Genomic DNA, 21,575 nt, shown 5'->3' with positions numbered 1-21,575 from the left:
TCACAAAACGTGAAATCAGTTCCATTAAGTTTGTAACTAAAGTGAAACAGAATTAGCATTAAACTTATTATAGGAATAATTTATTTCAAAAAGTCTCATTATTGACACAACTTTTCATTTTTAATTACAAGATTCAATAAATACTTAAGGTGAAAATCATATAAGACCTTAATAATTTACTCCTTCAACATTTACATTTTTGCTTTTTAAATATAGATAACGTAGCATTTCGCTTAATATATAAATAACAATTCAAACAAAATAATGACATCTTTTGTCATTATTAGTTTATAAATACAATGCTCATTGTGTTACTTAAAAAGAATATAATGACTTTAGGAGAAGCATTTTGAAATGGATGAAATTTGCGACTTATAGCAGTCTGCTTGTTTTGAGTGTATCAACTCAAGCTCAAACTTTAGAGCAGGCAATTTCTCAAACACTAACAACTAGCCCCGAAGTTAAAAAATCATATAATTCTTATTTAAGTTTTATTGAAGATAGTAATAGTGTTTATGGTAATTATTTGCCATCAATTGATTTAGATGCAGGGATCGGATACGAGCAGATAAATCCAGTAAATGATAGTTCAACAGACTTAACACGAAAGGATGCTACTCTTTCTTTAACTCAGTTAATTTGGGATGGTTCTAGCACTATAAATAATATGGATAGAACTAAAGCCGAATCAGAAGCTGCTCGCTTGCAATTAATATCTTTAGCAGAAACTAAAGCCTTAGATGTTTCACAAATCTACCTTGATGCAGTAAAAGCCACTGAAATACTAGCTCTTTCTGAAAGTAACTTAGCTATTCATAAAAAGATCTATAAGGATATAAAAAGAAGAGCGACATCCGGTATTGGTTCTACAGCTGACGTCTCGCAAATCGAAGCTCGTATTGCTCGAGCTCATGGTAATTTACTAGCAGCACAAAACAATTTATTTGATACGCACACCGTATTCACTCAAATTGTAGGCTCTCGACCTCAAGGTCTTATTTACCCACGTGCAGATGCAAATACACTACCTCTAAGTCTTCAAGACGGTCTCGATCGTGCTTACCAATATCACCCTGTATTATTAACAACACAAGCCGATATTCAGGCGGCAAAATATCAATATGCACAATCTAAAAGTAACAATTATCCAACTTTCTCTTTAGAAGCCGCACAAACTTGGCGTGATGATGCTGGAGGTATCGAAGGGAGCAGTGATGAATTTTCAGCAATGATCCGTATGCGCTACAACTTATACAATGGTGGTAGTGATAGTGCTTTATCTGAAAAGAGTGCCTACCAGCTTAATATGGCAAAAGATCTTCGTGATAGTGCTTATCGTAATGTAGAAGAAGGCTTTCGTCTTTCATGGAGCGCATTAGATTTAACATTACAACAGAAAGAGTTTTTAGCGGATCATGTAGATGCAGCCTCTGATACTGTTGTTGCATATGAAAAGCAATACCGAATTGGAAAGCGAACATTACTTGATCTATTAAATACTGAAAATGAACTTTTTGAAGCGCGTAAATCATATCTTGACGCTCACTATGCAGAGCAGTTTGCAAAATTTCGAGTTTTGCATGCGACAGGAACATTGTTACCTTCACTACTCATTGATACACCAACAGAATGGAATTCTTCACAATCTAAGGAAGAGGAGAAATAAGCATGAACAAAACAATTTATCCCGTAATTATTGCTAGTTTCTTCTTAACTGCCTGCGTGTCCGGAGAGAGAGATTACATCGAAACACCCAAGCCAAATCAAGCTTCAGAATTAACAGATCAAGATTATGATGGTGTTATTGATGCTCGTGATGTTTGCCCAAGCACACCGAGGGGGGCTGAAATAGACAATGATGGCTGTGCTGAATATGTAGAATACTCAAATGAAAAAGATCTTAAGATCCTATTTGCCAATGACTCTTCAGAGATCTCATCAATGTTTCAAGAAGAGATCAATACAATGGCAGAGTTTTTAATCGAATATCCAGAAACTTCAATTCAGCTCCAAGGCTTTGCCAGTCAACAAGGTGATGCTGAGTATAATATTCAATTATCAGAATTTAGAGCAACAGCAGTACGTACAGCTCTTATTGAATCAGGAGTTAAACCGAGTCGAATTAAAACCATTGGTTTTGGGGATACTTTGTTAATTGATGAAGGGGATTCAGCTGTCAGTCATGCACTGAATCGACGAGTCATAGCAACTGTTGTTGGCTACAAAGGTGAAGTAATTAATGAATGGACTATTTTTACTCGTAAGAAAAAATAATATTACCTAGTGTAAGTTATCCTTTCAACCATGTAATAAAAATGGGCAGTGATTAATTCGCTGCCCATTTTTTAATTTCTTTCAAATTAACTGGCTGCTCTTACCTTCCCTGTTTTCAATTCATTTAATACCTGATGTTTTGGACCATCCGCAATAATATGACCTTTCTCCATCACGATAATTCGATCAACTACGTCCAACATTGATGTTTTATGCGTTATTAAAATGAGTGTTTCTGATGGCTTTAGTTGAGATAACTGATTTTTGAATAATAACTCCGAACGATTATCCATACTACTTGTTGGCTCATCTAATAATAAGACAGGTGGACGCCCGATTAATGCTCTAGCAATAGCCACTGATTGACGCTGTCCTCCAGAAAGTAGTAAGCCTCCCTCACCAACTTGACGTTCTAAACCAGCAGGATCTTGCTGTGTAAATGCCGTAACACCAGCACGATTAGCAGCATCCATGACTTCAGAGTCGTCAGATAGGTCTCGACCTAACGTAATGTTTTCACGAATAGAACCATAAAATAACGTAATATCTTGTGGAACGCAGCCTATATTACGACGCACATCGACATGATGTAATTGAGATATATCAGTATCATCAATGCGCACAGAACCAAGCACCGGTTGATATAACCCCATAATAAGCCTTTCTAAGGTCGTTTTACCCGAACCTATGCGCCCTATAATAGCAACTTTTTCTCCTGGATTAATGGTAAAGCTAATATCACGAACTGCGGATATTTTCGACTCTGGATAATTAAAGCAGACCTTTTCAAACTCGATTTTTCCTTGAAGGATTGGACGGTGTATATAACGCTTATCTTCTTCTTGCTCGTCAGGCATTTCCATTAACTGTTCAATTATCGTCAGCGACGACTTAGCTTGATTATATCGACTAGACAACAAAGAAATTTGTACCAAAGGACCTATTGCTTTCCCGCTAAGCATAGTTGATGCAATAAGACCTCCCATGGTTAGATCTCCATTCGCGATCAAATAAACACCTACAATAATCATCCCAATATTTACCGCTTGTTGTACAAAACCTGCCATATTTTGAATAGAATCGGTTATTCGTCGGCTTTTAATACTCCAATTTGATATATGCGTAACCGCTTCTTCCCAGCGATATTGAAACTGGCTTTGAGCATTAAATAATTTTAATGTCTCTAAACCAACCAAACTTTCAATAAGATTTGCATATTTTTGAGATGATAACCGCGAACCTTCTTCAATGGTTTTTTTAAGCGGTGCTTGGATAATTGCGGCATGAATAAGTAACAATGCAATCCCCACAATGGGTACTAAAACAATAGGGCCGGCAACCAAATAAATAATAAACAAAAATAATAATGCAAAAGGGAGATCAATTAATGAAGCAATTGTCGCTGATGTAAAAAACTCTCTTATTGATTCAAACTCTTGCAAATGTCGTGCGAAAGCACCTACCGAAGGAGGTCTAGCCTCCATCCTAATACCTAATACCTTCTGAAATAACTTTGAGGAAATTAGTACATCTGATTTTTTTCCTGCTATATCAATAAAATAACTTCGTAAATATTTTAAAATAAAATCAAATACAAAAATAACAAAGATACCTGATGAAAGTACCCATAATGACTCAAATGCTAAATTCGGTACTACTTTGTCATATACTAAACGGGTAAACATAGGAGTAGCAATTGCAAACATATTAATTAATATCGATGCAATAAATACATCACGATAGATATGCTTTGATTCAAATAATGTACTCCAAAACCAATGACCTTCTCTTTTCTTAAGAATTTCTGGAGAGCGGTCATCGTATCTAAACTGTTTTTTAAGTAAAAAATATCGCCCAATATATTGACTGTCTAAGTCTTCAATTGTAATTGAGATAGGGAGAGTTCCTGAACTTTGAGTAATAATTTCAGCTTCTTTCTGTTCATTATCAAATCCAGTTAAAACACAAGATTCTCCATTATTAAGCAATAACACAACAGGTAAGATCAACGTCGGGATCGTAAGTAATTGAGCTTGATTCTCTTTTGCTATCAAACCTGCTTTTTCTGCCGCTCTAGGGAATAAAAAAGGTGTTAATTTACCTTCCTGTAGTGGTAAGCCATTAATCAGGACTTCTGGTGAATTAACTTTTCCATAATAACGACTGACGTAACAAAGGGAGTGTAATAGTGAATCTTTCATTATGCACCCTTCACTGTTTCATTAACAAAAAAACCTTGGAAAACATCAACATTATGCTCTGCTAATAGTTTTAATTGCTCTTGGTTTTCTACTCGTGACGCTATCGTTGTCACACCTAGATTTTGTGCTGTCCTAGAGATTGAAGCCAAAATATAACGTTGTTTTTCATCACTTAACTGATGAGTAAATAAATAATCTAATTTCACATATTTAGGTCTAAACGTTTTAATATATTCTAGTGATTCAAAGTTTCTACCAAAATTATCAACACCGAACTCAGCACCGGAAGATCGGATCACATTACACAACAAAGCGGTATGATCTTCACTTTCAATAAAGGCTGATTCTTGGATCTCAAAATGAAGTAATGAAGCTATCGAACTATGTTTTTTCAATGTATTTGTTAACCAACGAACAAAGCTTGGATTTTCAACACTACGAGTAGCTAAGTTAATTGCCACTGGTTGAGTTATTTCATCTGAACAGATGCGTTCAATCATGGTGCGGATAACATATTGGTCAAATAACATCGTTTCATTCAACTGCTCTAGTGCAAATAAATATTGGTTCGCAGAGTAACGTTCATTATTTTTTTCAATAGCAGAAAAAACTTCTTGATGAAAAACTGTACCTATACGAGTTGTCGCTAACTGTAAGGTAAAAGTAAATAAATTATCACTAATAGCTTCATCAACAAATTGCTTCCATTGTTGCTTACCCATCAACTCATGAGCACTTTCATCAGCAATAAAACCAAAGTGCAATTCAGGATTTGAAAGTGCTTGAGTTAACGCATTATCTGCTAATGATAATATTTCTGTTGTTGTCTTTCTAGATTCACTGAATACTACCCCCAATGTGGCATCAATTGGGGCAGTTGCTGTTGGATCACCTTTAATGTCCTGTGCATATGCAACAATGTTCTCAGCTGTTGTTTTTAATTCTTCTTCTTCTATATTTGGAAAGATAAATCCAAATTCTGATGAATTAATCCGAGTTAGAATGACATTATTCATTGGTAATGTTGCTTTTAATAGGTCGGCTAATTCTCGAACTAACTGATCCCCAGCTTCATAACCTTCTTGTTCATATACTTTATTTATAAAATTAATTTTAAATATGGCTATCCCACCTTTAGCAGAATCAGATAACCATGTAGTTAACTGCCCAAGAAAAAATGAACGATTTCCTAGCCCAGAAACAGGATCAAGATAAACTTTATCTCTTAATTTTTCAGCTTCTTTTGCTTGAGATTTAAAACTCTTAGCAATTTGTGCTGACATAGAATTAATGCCTGAAATTACCGCTTCAAGATCTTTCGTTTTGGGTTTTGGTAATTCATTATCAAAATTGTTATCAGCGACTTCTTGCATTTTTACAATCATTTGCTGTAACGGTGATAGAGCTCGTTTAACAACAAATGAGATAGTAATTATACCTAAACCTATCACAATAAAGAAAGTCGTTGCTAGCTGCGTTAGAGCGCCCCATAACTGCTGATATGCATAGCCTGGGTGCGTAACAATCTCAACTTCAGCTAATTGTAACCACCCGCTAGTGATGATACGACTTTCTGATATAGTCCGAAATAGATGTAGATCTGAAAACCACTTAGGGACAGTATCAATAACTATAGGATAGACACGTACAATCTCATCGTTAGTATTAAATAATGTCAATCTAACTGCTGAATAGTAACTGCCATCAAATAATGCATTGATAACAGATTCAGCAGCAACTTTATCTTCATTTTCTAAATACGGAGCTAATGCTAACCCCACAGTGTTAATTGTATTGTTTACTTCTGACCGTTGTTGGTTCTCTAAAAATATCTGTGTATTTTTAAATTCAATTGCGAAGACAGAGATCATTAATATTAAAAAAACGACTGTCATCCATGATACTAACTGTTTATATAATGTCATCTCTAATTACTCATTGATCATAGTTTAAAATTGGTTGCTTTAATCGCAGGTCTTTATTCCTTGCTCGTAAATCATTCCACAAGCTAAGCCGTGAAGATTTACCTGCTTGTTTCCCGTTACCTTTACCCTTCATTAACCATAAGTGTTTACCATTGAAGCTGTAGATAGGTAATAAATCTTTACGTCTTGTTGCTGGTTTAATTTCTTTATCAATATTATCCAAAATTAAGGGAACTGAACCAGGGGTTGGATAATAAGCTAACACCATATGAAATTGATTTAGCTCTAACGCTTTAAGGTAAATTAATCGTAACTTTTTATCCGAAACACCAAGCTCTAACAAAGAGAAGTACTTAGCTATAGTAAAGTCTTCACAATCACCTGCGTTACTTCCAAGGAATTCTAGTGGTGTAGCCCAATAATCTTTCTTGCCCCACAGCCTAATATCATCAACAAAATAAAGTTGATTAAAAAATTGATTAACTCTTTCTAGCTGCTCTTTCTCTTTTTTAGAATCCAATTCAGAAATCAATTTACGCCACGTTATTACCCTTTTCCCTGCTCTTTCTCCATACTCATCTTGTACTGCTTTTATCCAAACATTCTCTTGTTTTGTTAAAGCAATAGAAGCTAATGAAAATATGATTACTGGAATGGCTAACCATTTCACTCTCATTTTATCTTACGCTCCCAATTTGATTTAAATTACTCTCGTAGTGCTGAGTTCTTTGTATTCATGATCGGCCTAATTAGATAATCTAAAACTGTTCGTTTACCAGTAATAATATCTACAGAAGTTGTCATACCTGAAATAATATGGAACTGAGTTTTGTCAGCAAGATCTTCTTGTGATGTACGCACTCGAACCAAATAAAAACTGTTTCCTTCTTCATCTTGAATTGTATCGGCACTTATATGTTCTAGAGTTCCTTTCAAACCACCATAACGAGTAAAGTCATACGCGCTAAATTTAACGATTGCAGGTAACCCAGGTTTAAGAAAAGCAATATCTTGAGGTGCTATTTTTGCTTCAATAAGTAATGTATCTTCCGTTGGAACAATTTCAATAAGATCCATTCCAGGTTGAATTACACCACCAACTGTATTTATATAAATTTTTTGAATCGTTCCTGTGACAGGAGAGACAACAACCGTTCGATTTACTTTATCTCTTAAACCTACTTGAGATTCCGTAAGAGCTGATAACTTATCTTGAACATTGTTTAATTTCTCTTGCTGTTCAGAACGAAATTTAAGGGCTGCATCAATTCGATTTAATACCGCCTCTTGAATTGTAGACGTTAAAATTGGAATTTTTAATTCTGTCGACGTTAATTCACGCTTTGTATCATTAACTTGCCGTTGAAGTTTTAATAATTCAATTCGCGGTACAACACCTTCATCAGCAAGTGGCTTAGTTATATCTAACTCTTTTCTAGCTAAACCATAGCTTGCTCTTAAATTCTTAATTCGGGATTTAATTTCAATGAGGTCTTGTTGCTTTTGGCTGACTTGCTGATCAAAAACATAAATACGATTTTTTAAATTATTCATATCAGCTTCATATTCTGCAAGTTGACGTTGAATAACAATTGGATTCTCTTCTATGAACTCAGCATCAAATACTAATTTATCATTAGATATAATTACCGAATCTTTCCAACGTTTTCTGCTATTAATATCTTGAATGAGGATGCTATCAATTGATGCTGACAATTGTGTCGCACTTGCGGTTAAATTGATAAGCTGTTTTTTTCGCTCTCTAAAATCAGAACGAAAACGAGTGTCATCAATTAAAAGTAATTGTTGATTTTGTTTTACTTGTTCCCCTTCTTTCACTAGAACCTTTTTTACTAAGCCTCCCTCCAAGTTTTGTACAACTTGTAACTGTGACGATGGAATAACCTTACCTTGGCCGACAGTAACCTTATCAATTTCAGCCCATGAAGCCCACGCAATCGCAATACCAATAAAAACCAATATTATCCATAATAAAATTTTGGCATTAGTTGGCGTATTTAATAGTAACGCTGCTGTATTATCATCAACAAATTCAAGTTCATCTTTACTTAGTTTACTAAGTCCTTTTTTATTCATTTCAATATCCCTAACTGCAGTGAATGAATAACATTTTCATTACATTAAGAGTACCGTACTTCAGTAATTCTCACTAGATTAATTAGTTATAATTTGAGACGTACCACTATATAGGAAGTATTGATATCAGATAGGATTTACAGTGTAAATTGAAAATCCGCGTTGGATAACGATTTACACTGTAAATTAAAATATAGAGAAATGAAACTGTTCGATTTACACTGTAAATTACAATGTTAGGGTAGAGGCATATTTATGATTTACACTGTAAATTCTTGAGCATAAATTGAATTGATTCTCGAACACTAGCTTCTGCATTCTTTCTCCCTATCAAGTTACACTCTTGAATAACCTCCTTCCACTCTTTTGCTTGAATGATTTTAGATATCACCATCTGCTGTTGAAGTTCAGATAAAATAGAAAGTTTTCTTATGTTGGATAAGATAAACCAACGAAGTTCATATTGAATTAACTCGAAACCTAAACCACCAGATATAAAAATAAGCAATCGCTTTTCCATTAACGGTGTGATGACTTCTGTCTTAGAAATACCATGAACTAAACTAATTACATCTCTATACGCAAGTTCAGAAAATGTAGATAATAATTGCTCAGGAAATTCGGTATTAAAATACGATTCAGCAATAGATAACCAAACCGTTGATTTTTTACTAAGTGGCTTTATTGCTAGCAATGAGTGCGTACCACTAGATTTATCTTTGCTTATCCCTAACCGTACAAATTGAAAGTCTAAACTATTCCAAAAATAGTTAAGTTCAGCCGTTGAACCAAAGCTAGTACTCAGATAGTCAACATTATTTTTTTCATAATATTGCTCAATAGCTTTAATAAATTGAGATCCTATACTGCACTGTTGGTAACTAGGTTCAACAGCTACCCTCATTATACGCATTGTTGATTGTGTGCCAGGTTCATCAATACATAATGTTTGAGACAAAGATACTGCAGCTAAATGACCTTTTGGACGACGTTTGCCATATTGAACATCATTAATAAGCTCAATATCAAGCTCTCCTTCTTTTGATAATAACGCACAACTTACAAGCTCCTCAGTCTCTATATCTATTCCAACCCAGCAACAAAGCGAAGGATCTGTAAGTAACGATAACCAATCATTCGGTGATGTCTGATAGTGAGCAGATACTAATAATGAGAATACAGACTGAGCTAAGGTTACATTATTGATTAACTCAATCGTTGATAAGCATTGAAACGTAAGAGGAGATAATGACTTATTAGTAGGAATAAGTGCTGATTTCGATTTGTGCTCTAACAAAAATACAGATGATAACCAGCTTTCTAACGGATCATTTATGTTCCACCTAATTGGTTGCTTCATTTCTATTGAACGATAGTTTGGTCTGATTTGTAAAAGCTGCTGTTTAAATTTAATTTCAAATCCACGCCCAGTTCCTTCATAGCCATTAATCGTGGTAGAGAAAATCATTCGTGAATATTGCTTAGCTAAAGAAAGTAGCATTGGAGCAGGAATTGCAGCAGCTTCATCGACACATAGTAAATCCAAGTTTTGAGGATTTCTAAGTAATTCATCTGGTGAAATATAAATAATATGAGCTTTATTAATCGTTAATTGATGTTTACTGCTACTAACCTCAGCTCCATTAATTAAAGCCACACGCTCTGCATGAGCAAATATTTCATCAACACTAACGCGTAGTGGTGCTGTTATCCCTATTGTAATATTTCGTGTCATAGCTAACTCAGCAATAGATATACCAATAGCAGAAGATTTACCTCTTCCTCGATCAGCTGTCATCACTAATGGCCTTTTTGAATGCCCTGTTACTGTTTTCTTTATTGCTGCTACAGCTTGTTCCTGATCTAAAGATCGATAACCAGATTTAAGTTCAGAAAAATCATTCGTATTTAAAATCGGCTTTGAAGGTAATAATAAGTTACTGTCAGATTCGACTAAATGAACCATCTGTTGAGTAAATAGAGATAACCATTGCCTAACAAATAAAGGTAAAGCAGAATCACTCGATTGAATAAAGAAAACTAACCCACCGCCAACAACTGTTCCACAAACCGCATTAATCGCGTTTGCATTAAACTCATGAGATATATCGATAACTAAACAATCCGTTTCTTGGCCTAGTTTTTTTAATGCAGACTTCATCGGAAAAGTCGAAAAACCAGGGATAGTTAAATCACCATAAAGCTCAATATGAATAAAACGAGAAGATTGCTTAACTAAAAATGCTTCGATCAACGACTCACACCAAGATTTAGAGCCTTCAAGTAGTATTGGATAACGAATGTAACCACTAGCAGCGTAAGAAGAAAGAGTATTTAAAAACGACAGCACAGAATGCATTGAAGAAAAGTCCATTAAGAAAAGGAGTAAATTAAGGATAAAGTGTAGCATGAGATGAATATTTTCTTTCAATCTAAGCAAAGAAAATATGACGGAATAAATAGAGAGAAGTATAATGAACGCTACATTCAAGACCTCATTATTTATTTAGGAAGCACCATGTATTTAAGTCAACTTACTCAGCCTATTTACCAAAAGTTATATCAAGATATCGAGCAATTCAGAAGTACTTTTGACTTAGCAGTAGAAGCTCCAGAATCATTAGATGAAAAGAATGACTTACTACACACCTCATTAGCAATTGAAGAACTAACTGAGTTAGCAGAAGCAGACAGTAAAATTGAACAAGCAGATGCAATTATAGATACTGTTTACGTTTTAATGGGACGTGCGGTACATTTAGGCACTAAGAATTTAGAAGATAATTTAAGTATCTCATACTTAATTGACCTTCTATTAAACGTTGCCAAAAACTTAGATATTGAATTTTTACCTTGTTGGAATGAAGTTCATTCAAGCAACATGAGTAAAGTATGCAAAACAGAAGAAGAATACCAAGCAACAAAGGCATTCTATTCAGAGCAAGGTATCGAGCTGATGTCGACAGAAAAAGGCGGATTCATTATTGCAAAATGCGCTAAAAATGTTGAATTAGAGAACAAAGTGATCAAACAAGGTAAAGTATTGAAATCAGTAAACTACCGTCCTGCTGATCTTGCACCATTAGTTTAGTATTAAATTTTTGAGTCAATATAAATAATTGAATACTTATTTATATTGTATATCAGTAAAAAAAAGAGCCAGACTTAGTTAACTAAATCTGGCTCTTTTTATTTAATATATTAAGATAAAACTAAGTTAAGACACTTTCTCACTAATGTACGCAAGAATATCTTCCATTAATGCATCATCTACTTTCTTCAAATTTAACGTCAAAGCCGAACCTTTACGTTTATATGAAGCTCGACCTTTTACCAGTTCAGTACTTAGAGGTTTAGATACTTCTTTTTTTGGTAACAAGTCTTCAACCCAAACCTCAATAAGTTCTGTTACTTCTTTAGTCATTCGGCTTACACCAAGAGCTGTAGAACGCGTCCAAACGGCACCTTGTTCACCAGCACATTGCCCAAGTAAGATTTTCTGTTCTCCTCCTGAAAGCGTGTTATAGAGCTTATGAAGCTTAACAACAGTAGGACGACCAATTTCACTTACACTTGGATATGCTTGTAATAACTCTAAAGGCAATGTGGCAGCTTTTAATGCCCCGCTAACCAATGCTTCACTACACTGACATACTTTTGCTAATTCTTTTTGATCTGCTACATCACCACGAGCAAGCATAGCATGCATTTCTTTACCACGTTCATACAACGATAATGGTTTATGACGCATTGGCAACATCTGAAAGAAATTTGGCATGTGTAGTATTTATGCCTTCAGCAACATAAATTAAAAAGTCTTGTTCTGCCAATATACATGACATACGACGACGACTACCGTCTAATACTTCAATTTTTCCGCCATCAACAATACGACCAACAGCAGGATATTGCTGACCACGATCACGTAGAGTAGTTAAAATATCAGATAGAGCATGTTCAGTTAAAAAAGACTGTTCACGAGCATTTTCAGCAAAAACAACCGTAGAATTCTTTATTTCATTTGCAGGGATTTTACGTAATTCAAACGTAACCATGTCCTCCCCTGCAACTGCTAATTCAATAACTTGAGCTTGAGATTTTGCAGCTTTCTGCGCTTCAACAGGTGTAGTAGCTCTACGCTTATTTGTTTTACCAAATAACTTTGCATTTAAATCAGAAGTTTTAATTGCCATGGATTAGTACTCCCCTTTATTTAACGAATTCCAATGACTATGAAGTACACGCTCAAATTCTAATGCACTTTTCTTAACAGCGTCTTGCGCTACTGCTAATGTCTTTTTACCACCTTCAAAATCAGCAGCAGTTAAATCAAAAACAGTACTATAAGTATCAGCACAAATCTCAAATGCACGACTTCGCGGTATCGTTGCCATCATAACTTGATCTGCCAATAAATAATTCATTTCAGTTAATACTGATACTTGCTTTTTATTATCATCTTCAAACATTGTCGGCATTAAACGGACAAACTCCAATCCATGCCAATCTTCAGGAAACATTTCATATACTGTTGGTAAATGTTGGAAGAAATTTACAGTTGATGCCCAATCCAAGCGTTTAGCTGCACATGGAATCAATAATGAATTAGACGCATACATCGCATTCCATACTAATGGATCAACGTGTGGGCCGGTATCTATCATGATTACATCAAATTGGTCAGCAATAGGATCGATAACTTTTTCTTTCAGTAACTTAACTATATCTAAAGAGCCATTAGTAGAAAGATCTTGCCATGCCTCAGCATTAAACATCGCATCTTCAGGAAAGGCAGAAATTGTCTTCAAATTTGGATACTGCGTATTTAATAAGACATTCTTAGCCATAAATTGACCATCAATAACCTCATCTTCAGGCACATTATCCAGCATAATATCAACGGCAGAATAAATAGTATCTTGCTCTGATACACTAATTTGAGGGTTTAAAAATAGACGAAGTGACCCTTGTGGATCTAAATCGATTAAACAAATACGATAACGCTTTTCTAAATTTAACGCTAAACAAGCCGCTAAATGAACCGCTGACATTGATTTACCTGTTCCACCTTTTTGGTTTTGAACATTTACAACCCAAGGTTTATTATTCGCACTTTTCTTCTGTTCATGAAAAGCAGGCATACCAGCAGCATCCATCAACATATGGGCTTCAGTTAATGAAATTGAATAATGGTTGGCATTATTCTTTGTAAATAGATGCCCTTCTGACTCTAAACGACTAATTGCTTCATCCAATTTTCTTCTTGTTAAACCAGAACGAGTTTCCATCATTGCTTTAGACATTGGAGGAAAGTGTTCGTTATTTCTTTCTTCAAGAACCAATTCAATACGATCTGACTGTACTTGTTGAGTCTGTTCTGCCAATGCAGCCAGGTTAGCAATGGTTTTTTCTCTATTCATAATATTCGCCGGTAATATAACTATTGGATGAGATTGTACAGCAAATCATATCAATTTCAACAAATTGGTGAACGAGAATTTAATAATGTGATATTCATTAAAAAGACAAAAATACTCATAAAGCTGTAAATTATGTTAAATATCACTAAAAATTAAACGTAAGTATATAGGTCAAGTGGCCATAAATTAAAGTGTTACACTGTCACTGATGGTGATTTACAGTGTAAATTTTTACGGAAGCGTGAAACAAAACCTATATTTTACGGCCTGTGTATTTTCAATTAAAAAACAGAAAATATATTTAAATAATTGAACAACAGAGATGTTGTAAGATATTAGAAAAATCATGAAAATGAAGCATGATCAAGGGTAGTATTTCAAGCTATAAAAGGAATATACAGTGTAAATTGATCTTAAATAAAAGGAAGCATGATCAAGAGTAAGTTGTATTCGGAAGCATGAAAGAAGGAAGATAAATTACAGTGAATGTATATTACATAAGGCTTTCTAGATGATCCTTTAAACATTGTAACCAATGGATCTGTAAATTAAACCACTTGATCATTCTTCTGAACTATAAACAACAACATCAAGATCTAAGTTTGACCACGTTTTCTAACCATATTTAGAGTAAAACCTTAATAAATAGAAAACATAGTGAGTTCTGTTAAAAAAATAGATCATAAACAACCCATTGTCTCAAAAATAGTAGTAAAAACAATCTTGCCTGTGGATAACCTGTGTTCATGTCATGATCATTCTTCTATGGATTACATGATCATCGATTCAAATTCATTATGATCATTCTTTTGTAACTATGTTGATCATGGATCCGAAACTATAATGATCATGCTTTTGAAAAAGTCTTGATCATGCTTTCATTGCGCAATAAATTAAATGCTTATATATCAGTAACCTACAAGCAAAAAATCAATCAGATCATAGATCATTATAATCATATAGATCAGTATTAATCATAAAGATCAGTTTAAAAGAATAATAATTTTTTTCTTTATTTAAAGATCCAATTCATTTAATCTATGCGAAAGAATGATTAAAATACAATGAATGTCAGTTGAAAATGAATCATATAAAAACCACAGATAACGAAAAGATCTATATCCCATTACCAAGAGATCACAAGGGAGGTCATTTATTTGAAATACCAACAAATCTCGTTGATTGGATCACTCAATATCAACATTTTAAAGGTGTTACAAAAAGTATTTTAGAATTAATGAATTTAATTTCATTAAAAGGATTCTCTTCACCTGATGGTTTAGTTTCAACAACTGAAGTTATCGCAACAACAGATGGACATCTAACACGAGCAGCTATCCAACAACGATTACGAACTGCGGTAAGTATCGGATTATTTGAACAATATCCTGTGAGATTTGAGCAAGGATTAGCTGGAAAAACAATGCTTCATAGGTTTATTAATCCATCATTGTTAATCTCAACATTAGGTATTACGAGCTTAAAATCAGAGCAAAGTCATGAACAAGAAAAACAAAAACGCTCTAAAGCACTTGCTCAAACTCAAGTAAATCGACAATTTCTTACTGAACATGGCTTAGGCATCCCACCAAGTATGAGAGATGAAGCTGATCAATTTGTCGTATCTCCAACCAATTGGGCAGGGATCATAGATCAAGCTTTAGCGCCACCACGGACTCGTAAGAACTATCAAAAAGCAATGGTTGCCATTTCAGGAACTAAAGCGATCATTGAAACAAGATCATCAAAAAACATTATGACCGTTGATGATCTAATGACATTATTTGCCCTATTCACCTTAACAGTTCAATATCACGATCATCATCAAGATGATTATCATATTCAAACAAAGATCATGGGCAATAAAACCCCAATTTATATCACTGACATTCTTACATTACGGGGTAAGAAGGATTCAGGCCCAGCGCGAGATTCAATTCGTGAAAGCATTGATCGTATTGAATTTACAGATTTTCAGCTGCATGAGTTAACAGGTCGTTGGTTAAGTGAGAATATGCCTAAAGGCTTCAAGAGTGATCGTTTCCGTTTTTTAGCTAGGACGATTACCGCTTCTGATGAGGCTCCAAAAGAAGGCAAAGATGGTGAGATCAAAATTAAACCAAACTTGTATATATTGGTTTGGGAACCTTCATTTTATGATGAATTGTTAACCAAAGATTACTTCTTTCTCTTTCCACCTGAGATTTTAAAGCAACACACGTTGGTATTTCAGCTCTATAGCTTCTTCAGAAGCCGCTTAGCACGTCGAATGACTGATAACCTACTCCTAAGCGAGATTAATCAAAAACTCGCTCGTAATGTCGATTGGAGACGTTTTTCTTTAGATCTTATCCGAGAATTAAAAAAGTTAGCTAAAGATAAAGTGACTGATGAATTATTTATTGTGAATCTTTGGGGTTATCATCTGACGATCTCAATGCTTGATAGCAATGAAAAGTTACCAGATTATCAAGTTGATATTCGCTGTGATCCTGAAGAAGTAATCCGATATTCACGGGCAAGAACCACAAACGCAGGAAAACGTAATATGGCCCCAACAATGCCAAATCCATTACGTAATGAGATCATGCCTAAGCAAGAGCTTGATCAGCTTTCCACGATCATTGATGGCGAATTTGAACCAATCAAGCGTAATAGCCCAAATAAATCAGGCCGATTAGGTCGTAGAGTAAAACTTCGTAAACACTCTGCTGAAATTAATGCGGATGAATTAACGATAACATTAACAAAATATACCTCTGAGCAGGCACTAGAGAGAAGTATCACGGCTTTATCAGCAATGACTGGGCACAGCTCTTCTTCAATATCAGATGAGTGTAAGGAGTTATTAGACAAACTTGATTATTTAAAAGTTGCAGGTGAAACTCTTCCTTATGAAACTTTAAGTAAAACGATCGAGTTTTATAATAGCCAAGATAATGGTAAGCATTTATCAATAGAGAACTTGATCGCAGGATTAGCTGTTCGAAGAAAGATCTGTAAATTAGTATTTTCTCAGAACTATGATCAAGATGTTTTACGTGCTTTGGATGAGATGGCTGGATAACTAGTCAGTTGACATCATTATAGCCTTATTCTGACAAGACGATGACAAAATACAATCTAAGGACGCTATTATTACAAACGAATAGACAACCTTTGTCCTTTACCAATTGAGAAATTGGCTCATATTGTTACATATCTTAACTTTTATTGTTTTCAGTAATTGTATTGGCGAGCTTAGTGCTCGCCGTTTTTTTGTCTATCAATAATCCTTTCTGCACTTCCCGTATCTTATGAGACCATGATCATTCTTCCATTATGAAATAAGGCTTTATCGAGAAGAACTCTCGTATTTAGCTTCATTTTTTATTACTCTAGGCTGCAAAATTCCCCTTACTATTTTGAAATAGAGTAGAGCATGATTGAACGTCAAGAAACAAAGCAACGTATGAGCCGTATTGTAAAGCATAATGGAACCGTCTATTTATGTGGCCAAGTATGTGCAGATGCAACTCAAGGTATTAAAGAACAAACACAAACGATGCTAGATAAAGTCGATTTATTGCTAGATCAAGCGGGTAGTTCTCGTAAACATATACTTTCAGCAACGATCTATATTAAAGATATGAAAGATTTTTCAGAAATGAATGATGTGTGGGATAGCTGGGTTCCTGAAGGCTATGCACCAGCTCGTGCCTGTGTAGAAGCAAGTATGGCGCGCGAAGCCTTATTGGTTGAGATTTCAGTGATTGCTGCTGAAAAGTAGTAAACCGCCAGTTTCAATAAGAAAATCAACAAATTAATGAAACGGGCTTAATTAAAGTAAGTAACTTGACCTTCTAATTAAAGGCCGGTTACTTATACGATATAAGGATATGTCATGCTCACGCATTCTGAAGCTAATTTTTACCTTGATGGGATAAAATATCAGTCACATCATTTTTCACTGCCTCTTAATTATAATGATCATATTAATTGCGATGATCACAAGCATCTACTTGATCATGTTTCCGTCTATGTTAGAGAATTAGTAAAAGATGAAAATAAAGATCGTGATCTACCTTACCTAGTGTATTTTCAAGGCGGCCCTGGGTTTCCAGCGATGCGTCCATCAAGCAATACAGGTTGGTTGAAGTGTGCGTTGGATCAGTATCGAGTGATCTTATTGGATCAACGAGGGACTGGCTTGAGTTCGCCGATCACCACTCAAACGATCCAACATTTAGATCCTGAACAACAGGCTGAATATTTAAGTCACTTCCGAGCTGATAACATTGTTCGTGATGCTGAAGAGATCAGAAAGCACTTAAATATTGATAAATGGGCGATTATTGGTCAAAGTTTTGGTGGTTTCTGCTCTCTAACATATTTATCTATGTTTCCTGATAGCCTACTTGCTTCTTATATTACTGGTGGGATCCCATCGATAACTCGTCATATTGATGATGTGTACCATGCGACTTATCAACGTACGCTAGATAAAAATAGTGAATTCTTTTCTCGATTCCCACGAGCACAAGATTTGTGTGATCGTATTGCAGACGCGCTGCTTGATAATAAAACAGTATTACCTAATGGTCAGATTTTTACGGTTGAGCAGTTCCAACAAATGGGGATCTGTTTTGGCATAGCTGGTGGACAAGAAGAGTTATATTTCCAACTAGAAACCGCTTTTGTTGAAGTAAATGGCCAACCAGAATTGAGTTATGGCTTCTTGAACTACGTGTTAGGGCAACAAGCACATTTAACCAATCCATTGTATGCCATATTACATGAATCAATTTATTGTCAGCACAGTGCCTCAAATTGGTCAGCACATCGTATTAGAGAGAGTTATCCTCAATTTAACCATCAGAAAGGCGCTCCACTGCATTTTACCGGTGAAATGGTCTACCCATGGTTCTTTGACCAGCTTGAAACCTTAAAGCCCTTAAAAGAAGCTGCAGAGCTTTTGGCTGCAAAGTCTGATTGGCCAAATTTATACAATGCTGAGCAATTAACAAAGAATACGGTTCCCATAGCTGCGGCAACGTATGTCAATGATATGTTTGTTGAGTTTGATTTCTCTCGTGAAACATTGAGAGCAATCCCTAATTCAAAAGCATGGATGACGAGTGAATATGAGCACAATGGCTTGCGAGTCGATGGGGAGAAGATCTTATCTACTCTAATATCTATGGCTGAAGATATTAAAGCTATTCAATAAGCGTTTTTATTGATCCAGAAGCATGATCAAGTAGAATTCGATCCCTTGATCATGCTTACTATATTTTATTTTTTCATCTTAAGTTATTGAGGTGCCCACTTAATCTTCGTGTTATTACTTAGTATCGCAAGAATTGATTGAGAGGGGATCATCATTCCTGCTGATAAGGAGTGATCCTCGTTACTAAAATTAGCAATGATAATACTACCGTCGCTATAAGTGGTTTGTTGTACCTTTCCGCTACTATCTAACCAAGAAAAATCGATTAACGAGGTGTTCCATAATACTGAATGAATCGGTAGAAATCCTGTTTGGTAATGTTGTAATGTTTTGATCCTTTGTTTGCTCGTATTATTTGATTCCTCGCGGTTTAAGTGAATCATCGCGGGAGTATTGTAAAGCATCATCGTGAGATCACGTTCTACTTGTACGTTACTAAATTTAACGCTGTCAGTATGCCAATGATGACTATTAATTAGCTCATCGTGAAATACCGTTTGATATAAAGGTATGGAATATTGCGGGGAAAAATAAACCGTTTTGTAAGGTTCTTTTACTTCACTCGATTTAAAAAAGAAATCAGGTTTGTTGTCTGGGTACCACGCACCTAAAAAATAGGGTGAGGTACGATCTGTTTTCATTTCTTTATCTGTCCAACCGAAACCCACGGTTTCCATTCCATGGGCAAAGGCAATTCCTTGAGTGGTCAATCCGTTGCCATCTTCTGAACCAAGTATAATGTTATGTTTTTTGGTAATAGAAGACATTCGATGATTGAATGCTTCGAGCATTTCAGTTTCGTTAGATTGCCTTTGTGCTGAATAATCTTCTCGTGCCATTGCTGTTGCATCAACGTCTAAAAACAGGCTGTTAAAACGTCCATATAAAATAATATCGTTAATACGCTGTTCTACGTACTCTAATTGACATGATGGGTGTAGATAAAATCCATTACCTCTAAACCCTTTTTGTTGTTTTCCATTGGCATTCTCAATCGCACAATTCTTTCGCATATCATCAGGGAGTTGAGCGGTTAACCAATTATCATTAATACCTTTTTTTATTGCGGTATTGTATGAATCGTAAGTTCCTATTAAATATCCTGCTGCTTTGGCTTTGTCGACGATATTAGGTTGATAAAATGCGGGCATCCAGTTGTCTAGACCAAGCCATAGTTTAGTTAATTTTGCTTCAATTAACGTATCTATCATATCTTCAGATAAGCCTTGTCCCCATCGTTTTGGATTGATTAGATAAGCTCCTGCTTGAGTTTGTAACCAGGCTTTTCGTTGTTGGGCCACATCAAATTGATTCTTAATATTATTCTGTTTAACAGGGAAGTATTGATTTAGAGAGGAGTTGATATTTTCAATTAAAAAACGTTTTTCATAAGCAGAAAACCAGTTTTTTCCTTGTTTCAATAAAGCTAGTTGTTTTATCGCTTCTTTTGAAGGTAGTAGATCATCTTGGGTAAAGTACCAATTCTTAAGTCCCCACCAATCACTAACGTCTTCGACTGCTAGTAAATCTTGCCCAAATAAATAAACATGACTTGCACCAATTAATCGCTCTAATTCAGGTTGCTGTTGGCGTTTTTCACTAAGTGGTACTGCAAGTTTCTGATGTTGACGCCATTGACGGTATTGTTTAGCGCCTGAGAGCTCTGAGTCTCCAAGACTGATCTGTACTGAAAAATGCTCATTACGATTTAATGGTGTGAATTCATGCGATGCTTGCATGTGTAGGCGCTTATCCACCACGGAAAATAGTAAGCGGTTATTGGTTGCTGTAATCATTTGGTAACTAACTACATCAGCTGATTTCAGTTCTTTATTATTTGATATTTTTGCGCTCCAAAATGGCATTTTTAAGTCTTGAGTGGTATTCGAACCTGAATAGGTCTTTGCAATATAATTTATAAGGGTTGGGTGATTTATCGGAATACGCATTCCCTCATTAAATGGCAGTAATAAAGTATTTACCGCCTTAGCAGGAAGAGAAAACCAGGTTAAAGCGATTGGATTATTGCGATCTATTTTTAAGTTAGCTGTCGTAGAAAAAGAGAGTGTTAATACGTCATTAAATATCGCATTGATTTTGATCCCACTAGGGCTCAATACCCAAGAGGCTGATGAAGGTGAAAGCTGTGTTATATCTGTCGCAAGTTGTGTTTTTTTTTCTACTCGTAGCCCTGAGTCAATCACTGGGATTGAGTGTGATGCTAATAGCCAATCGGTTTTTAGTGACGCTGGATTAATGAGTATTGATGCTGTTTTGTTAGTTAGTTTAATCGTGGAGTTTGGTTGGATATTAGTCAGGTTTTCAGCCTGACTTGAATTGGTTGAAAACAAAAATAAACAAAAGGCAAATAATAATGGTGGCATAAGAATATCTCTCGTAACAAAGAGAGTTATTAAGCCTTAATTGATATTTTCTTTTGTCACCTATT

13 protein-coding genes and 1 pseudogene are annotated in these 21,575 nt (G+C 35.2%); 6 read left to right on the top strand and 8 right to left on the bottom strand.

From position 1 onward, the window contains the following. Positions 1-358 precede the first annotated feature (358 nt). Entirely contained in the window at positions 359-1,666 is a 1,308-nt protein-coding gene (locus ACU5DF_RS05425; protein ID WP_446712483.1) for a TolC family outer membrane protein, read from the top strand. Between the two features lie 2 nt (positions 1,667-1,668). Further along, on the top strand, positions 1,669-2,274 hold the full coding sequence (locus ACU5DF_RS05420) for an OmpA family protein (RefSeq protein ID WP_045104482.1): 606 nt from the start codon (positions 1,669-1,671) through the stop codon (positions 2,272-2,274). Positions 2,275-2,360: 86 nt separating this feature from the next. Here the strand turns inward: ACU5DF_RS05420 and ACU5DF_RS05415 are convergent, their stop codons facing one another. From ACU5DF_RS05415 to ACU5DF_RS05395, 5 genes are all read right to left on the bottom strand, one after another. Then, positions 2,361-4,475, bottom strand: coding sequence for a type I secretion system permease/ATPase (locus ACU5DF_RS05415; protein WP_446712094.1), 2,115 nt, complete (start codon positions 4,473-4,475; stop codon positions 2,361-2,363). Further along, the gene (locus ACU5DF_RS05410; protein WP_045104484.1) at positions 4,475-6,400 is read right to left on the bottom strand and encodes a bifunctional diguanylate cyclase/phosphodiesterase; all 1,926 of its coding nucleotides are present in this window, start codon (positions 6,398-6,400) and stop codon (positions 4,475-4,477) included. Before ACU5DF_RS05410 ends, ACU5DF_RS05415 begins: the two co-directional genes overlap by 1 nt. A gap of 10 nt (positions 6,401-6,410) precedes the next feature. Beyond that, positions 6,411-7,076, bottom strand: coding sequence for a transglutaminase-like cysteine peptidase (locus ACU5DF_RS05405; RefSeq protein WP_045104485.1), 666 nt, complete (start codon positions 7,074-7,076; stop codon positions 6,411-6,413). Positions 7,077-7,105: 29 nt separating this feature from the next. Continuing rightward, the gene (locus tag ACU5DF_RS05400) at positions 7,106-8,497 is read right to left on the bottom strand and encodes an HlyD family type I secretion periplasmic adaptor subunit (RefSeq protein ID WP_446712093.1); all 1,392 of its coding nucleotides are present in this window, start codon (positions 8,495-8,497) and stop codon (positions 7,106-7,108) included. A gap of 253 nt (positions 8,498-8,750) precedes the next feature. After that, a complete protein-coding gene (locus tag ACU5DF_RS05395; protein ID WP_446712092.1) occupies positions 8,751-10,907 on the bottom strand; it encodes a tRNA(Met) cytidine acetyltransferase TmcA domain-containing protein in 2,157 nt (718 codons plus the stop codon). A 108-nt stretch (positions 10,908-11,015) separates the two neighbouring features. On the opposite strand from ACU5DF_RS05395, the gene ACU5DF_RS05390 reads away from it, so the two are divergent. Then, positions 11,016-11,588, top strand: coding sequence for a nucleoside triphosphate pyrophosphohydrolase family protein (locus tag ACU5DF_RS05390; RefSeq protein ID WP_045104488.1), 573 nt, complete (start codon positions 11,016-11,018; stop codon positions 11,586-11,588). Between the two features lie 126 nt (positions 11,589-11,714). Here the strand turns inward: ACU5DF_RS05390 and ACU5DF_RS05385 are convergent. Then, positions 11,715-12,690 (bottom strand): annotated as a pseudogene (locus ACU5DF_RS05385) (ParB/RepB/Spo0J family partition protein). A gap of 3 nt (positions 12,691-12,693) precedes the next feature. After that, the gene (locus ACU5DF_RS05380) at positions 12,694-13,917 is read right to left on the bottom strand and encodes a ParA family protein (RefSeq protein ID WP_045104490.1); all 1,224 of its coding nucleotides are present in this window, start codon (positions 13,915-13,917) and stop codon (positions 12,694-12,696) included. 1,081 nt (positions 13,918-14,998) lie between these two features. Between ACU5DF_RS05380 and ACU5DF_RS05375 the strand changes: the two genes are divergently transcribed. The 3 genes from ACU5DF_RS05375 (at position 14,999) to ACU5DF_RS05365 (ending at position 19,126) form a co-directional block, all read left to right on the top strand. Then, positions 14,999-16,984, top strand: coding sequence for a replication initiator protein RctB domain-containing protein (locus ACU5DF_RS05375; RefSeq protein WP_446712091.1), 1,986 nt, complete (start codon positions 14,999-15,001; stop codon positions 16,982-16,984). Positions 16,985-17,338: 354 nt separating this feature from the next. Beyond that, entirely contained in the window at positions 17,339-17,686 is a 348-nt protein-coding gene (locus ACU5DF_RS05370) for a RidA family protein (RefSeq protein ID WP_045103374.1), read from the top strand. A gap of 114 nt (positions 17,687-17,800) precedes the next feature. Continuing rightward, the gene (locus tag ACU5DF_RS05365) at positions 17,801-19,126 is read left to right on the top strand and encodes an alpha/beta fold hydrolase (protein ID WP_446712090.1); all 1,326 of its coding nucleotides are present in this window, start codon (positions 17,801-17,803) and stop codon (positions 19,124-19,126) included. Positions 19,127-19,209: 83 nt separating this feature from the next. On the opposite strand, the gene ACU5DF_RS05360 is transcribed toward ACU5DF_RS05365, so the two are convergent. Next, entirely contained in the window at positions 19,210-21,510 is a 2,301-nt protein-coding gene (locus ACU5DF_RS05360; RefSeq protein WP_446712089.1) for a glycoside hydrolase, read from the bottom strand. Between the last annotated feature and the right edge of the window lie 65 nt (positions 21,511-21,575).

The sequence above is a fragment of the Aliivibrio wodanis genome (assembly GCF_052920805.1).
Note: the sequence above shows the minus strand (reverse complement) of the source record. Positions and strands in the feature narration are given on the sequence as shown.